The organism is Sandaracinobacteroides sayramensis (assembly GCF_022014495.1).
Taxonomy (GTDB): domain Bacteria; phylum Pseudomonadota; class Alphaproteobacteria; order Sphingomonadales; family Sphingomonadaceae; genus Sandaracinobacteroides; species Sandaracinobacteroides sayramense.
In genome coordinates this window covers 1-3830 of record NZ_JAKLSQ010000041.1, presented here as the reverse complement: position 1 = coordinate 3830, position 3830 = coordinate 1, and the positions used below count along the sequence as shown (strand labels likewise).

Sequence of the window (3830 nt, the reverse complement as noted above, 5' to 3'; positions counted from 1 at the left end):
GTAATCGCGAGGACGCGATAATGCGAAGGAATGCGGCACCATCGCTATCATTTGGGGAGTTCAGGGCTACGTCCTTCACATTATCTCTCCTTGGTTCGGGGTCAGAGGGTATCGAGCCAGGCGAGCAGGTCCGCGTCACGCTTCCATCGCGCGGGTCGATTTCCTGCTGTCGGAACGCCGACCTGCTCGAGCGCCTTTCGCTTGGTTTCGAGGTTGGCCTGGGCATAGTGGTTGGTTGTGTCCAAGCTGACATGCCCCAGCCAGCTTCGGATGACGGTGATGTCGACGCCCGCCGCGACGAGGTGGACGGCCGTCGCGTGCCGGAAGCTGTGCGGCGTCACATGCTTAGAGCGAAGCGTGGGTGTCGCATTCGCCGCCGCCGCGACGTAACTCGCCAGCTTGTACCGCACGCCCGATGCCCCCAGAGGTTCGCCGTAACGATTGACGAAGATGCGCTCATCCGGTGCGCGCGGCTGCCGCTCCAGCAGCTTTATCAGCAACGCCACCGTTTCCGGCCAAAGCGGGCAGATGCGTTCTTTTCGACCTTTTCCGTAAAGACGCACGCAATACGGTGCTTCGAACCGGATTGCCTTGGGACAGAGGTCGAGCGCCTCCTGGATACGCGCACCGCTATTATAGAGCAGTGACAGCAGCACATGGTCTCGCATCCCTTCGATGGTCGACCGGTCGGGTTGCGCGAGAATGGCCTCGACCTCCGCTGGCTCAAGGTAGCAGGGCGCGGCAGTAGGCTTTCGCTTGAGCGGGATCGTGAGAACCTCGGCGCATTGGGCGATATATTCAGGGTCCTTGTCCGCCACGAAGCTGAAGAAGCTGCGGATGGCGGCAAGCCGGCAGTTGCGCGTGCCGATCGTGCCCTTGCGACCATGTTCAGCATGTTTGAGGAACGCGCGCACCTCGCCGGCGGAGACGTCGGCCAGGGTGATCCTTGCGACACCACGGCCGTTTCGCTCCGCGACGAACCGAAGCAACAGCCGCCAGGTGTCCCGATAGGACTTGATGGTGTGGATCGAGGCGCTGCGCTGTTCCGCCAGCCATTCCTGGAAGAAGGCCCGCAATAGTTCGGGGAAGGGATTTGCGGCTTTCATCACAGCGCCTCCCCGTTGAGGCAGGGGGCACCGACGACGCGGAACCGCTCACTGGCTTCCTGCAGCAGATCCTGCGTGACGGTGATGTAGACCAGCGTCGAGTTGATGTCCCGGTGACCCAGATAGGTCGAGAGGAAGTGCAGCCGGTCCTGTGGGTTGATGCCGGATCGATACCATTCAAGAATCCGGTTCACGACCATCGAATGCCGCAGGTCATGTACGCGCGGCCCCGTCCGCCCGGACGGCGGCTTGAACCCGGCGCGGCGCATGACATTGGTGATCATCGTGGTGACGGTCTCTGGGGTGTGGTGACCCCGGAAGTGGCTCTGCCAGAATAGCCCCGATTGTGGGCCCTGTGGGGCACCAGCGCGCCGCCGCGTATCGAGATAGGCACGCAGTTCAACCATGACGCTGCCCGACAGCGGCAGTATCCTGGTCTTGTAGAACTTCGTTTCTCGGATCGTGATCGTGCCGGATCGAAGGTCGACGTCGCCCAGATCGAGCCGCGCAATCTCACTACGTCGAAGCCCGGCGCAATAGGCCAGCAGGATCATGGTGTAGAGAGTCTCCGGCCGCAGCGGGGCATGCGGCGACGGATAGGAGCGGGCAACTTCGAGCATGTGCCGGATGTCGGCCGGGCTGAAGATATGCGGTCGCCGGTGCTCCCGAGCCACCTCTCGTTCCGGTCGCGGGTTGAAGCGTTTCGGCGGGATGTTCGGATCGAGCCGGTGCCGCGCCTTGGTCAGGATGCGCCCCAGCTTCTGGCATTCCGCCGCGTGATTGCGGGTCGGCTTTGCTGCCGCCCAATGTGTCAACATCGTCTCAAGCGGCTCTCCGGCCAATTCCGGATGAGCCTGCAGGAACCGGTCAAACCGCAGCAACCAATGAGCCTGCGTTTCGTACTGGTAGCCCCTGTTTCGCATCAGCGTGACATGGTCGTTCATAAACTCGCCCAGAACGCTGCCGTAGGAAGCAGGCCGGTGCAGGTCGGCGAGCGCTTCGTCGGGATTCGGGGAGGCGAGTGCCCGCCAGATCGGCTTATTCTGGTTGATATTGTGCTGTCTGCGAAGCTCGGCAACGGGATTGCCGGGAATCAACTCGTTCTGGACCAGATAGTCGAGGAAACGGTCAACGATGCAGACCTGGTTCAATAGCGTCGACAATTTCCAGCGCGGTGCCATTTCGCCCAACCAGTCTTCGATCATCTGGCGATCCACTGCAGGGTGCCGGAGCGCAACATCTTCGAAGCTGCGAAGGAACCAGCGATACGTGGGTCTGCTTCCCGGCCGGAACTGCGACTTTTCCAGAAAGGCGTCGATGATGGTGCGATCGGGATCGCGCCAGGCGCTCATGACAGCACCTCCGATCCGGGCACGTCGAGCGCTACAGCCCGCAAATCTTCGGTGGCAAGTTTGAGATAGGCGTTGGTGGACTCGGTCGACCGGTGCCCGAGCACATCGCCGATGATCTTTTGCGGAACTGAGGCACGCAGCAGTTCGACCGCCCGCGCGTGGCGGAAGATATGCGGTCCACGCTTTCCCACCGGGGTGACGCCCGCTGCCGCCAGACGCCCGTCGACCATGCCATAAAGGTTCTTCATCCGGGTATAGGGCGCGAAGGACCTGAGAAAGATTTCCCGGCAGTCGACCTGCGGGCGTCCGAGACGCAGATAGTCAAGCAGCGCATCACCGACCGGCGTCAGAAGCGGCATATAGGAGCAGGCATTGGTCTTGGTGTGACGTATCCGCAGCGAGTCTGCGCGCCAGTCGATGTCGTCGAGCCGGAGATTGCAGATCTCGCCTTCTCGCAGCCCATAGATGGCCAGCATCTGCAAAATTGCATTGTCGCGCAGGCCCCTCGGCGACCTGTCTCTGCCGGTGGCCTCCAGAACCATCTCGATCTGGCCGCGCTCGAGGATCGAGGGAACATTCTCGTAGGCATAAAGCATCGGGCTGATGACCTGCGCGCTCAGGTCGGTCGGCACCCGTCCCGACTGATGGAGATAGCGCAGCAGGGATCGAAGCCATGCGGCAGAACCCGCGAGCGATATCCGGCGCAGACCGATGGCGCGCATGTCCATGTAGTGATCGATATCGCGCACGGCCATTGCCGAGAGATCATCGGCGCCGCTGCGGCCGAAGTACCAATCCAGAAAGCGCCGCGCCTCCCGCGAGCGCGCGTCGATCGTCGCATCTGACAGACCGCGTTCGTCACGCATCCAGTTCCCGTAATCATGGCAAATGGCGTGCCGGAGCATCGCACCCGGTTCGATTTCTATTTCAGGCGGCCACGTGCCTTGGGCGAGGCGGAGCAACCTGCCGATCGCTGTGTGCGGCAGCCTGTGCCAGCGTGAGCTGGGCGGACGACCGTAGCGATCCTGAAAGCACCGGACTGCGTGGCGAAAATACTGATCGACCTGCGCTGGCGTCACCATCGTCACCGGCATGCCACGTTCAGCCAGGTAGTCCAGGAACCGGCGGGCGTAGAGCCGATGGTTGGTCACGACCACCGGATTGTAGTTCTGCTCCATGAGCGATTTCGCGAGCTCTTCGATCAGCTCGTCGTGCAATTTCAACATGAATGTCTCCTCAGACGGTTGGAAAGCCGCCGAGGTTTGCAATCAAAATAATGCGCAGCAAAGGCCGCGCCGATATCCAGAAGCCAAGGAAAACAAAAATGAATCCTGGACACCTTCGCATTATCGCGTCCTCGCGATTAGCTGTC

At 61.6% G+C, this 3830-nt stretch carries 3 protein-coding genes; all 3 read right to left on the bottom strand.

Translation table 11 applies throughout. The annotated features are described in order from the left end of the window. Positions 1-101: 101 nt before the first annotated feature. Genes L6Q21_RS17915 through L6Q21_RS17905 form a run of 3 tightly spaced genes read right to left on the bottom strand, consistent with a single transcriptional unit; the run spans position 102 to position 3684 of the window. Positions 102-1106 carry a tyrosine-type recombinase/integrase gene (locus L6Q21_RS17915; RefSeq protein ID WP_237832127.1) on the bottom strand — a complete coding sequence of 335 codons (1005 nt, stop codon included), beginning with the start codon at positions 1104-1106 and terminating at the stop codon, positions 102-104. Continuing rightward, positions 1106-2458: a tyrosine-type recombinase/integrase gene (locus L6Q21_RS17910; RefSeq protein ID WP_237832126.1), complete on the bottom strand. Its 1353-nt coding sequence runs from the start codon at positions 2456-2458 to the stop codon at positions 1106-1108. Before L6Q21_RS17910 ends, L6Q21_RS17915 begins: the two co-directional genes overlap by 1 nt. Further along, positions 2455-3684: a site-specific integrase gene (locus tag L6Q21_RS17905; RefSeq protein WP_237832125.1), complete on the bottom strand. Its 1230-nt coding sequence runs from the start codon at positions 3682-3684 to the stop codon at positions 2455-2457. The genes L6Q21_RS17910 and L6Q21_RS17905 overlap by 4 nt, the downstream gene beginning before the upstream one ends. Between the last annotated feature and the right edge of the window lie 146 nt (positions 3685-3830).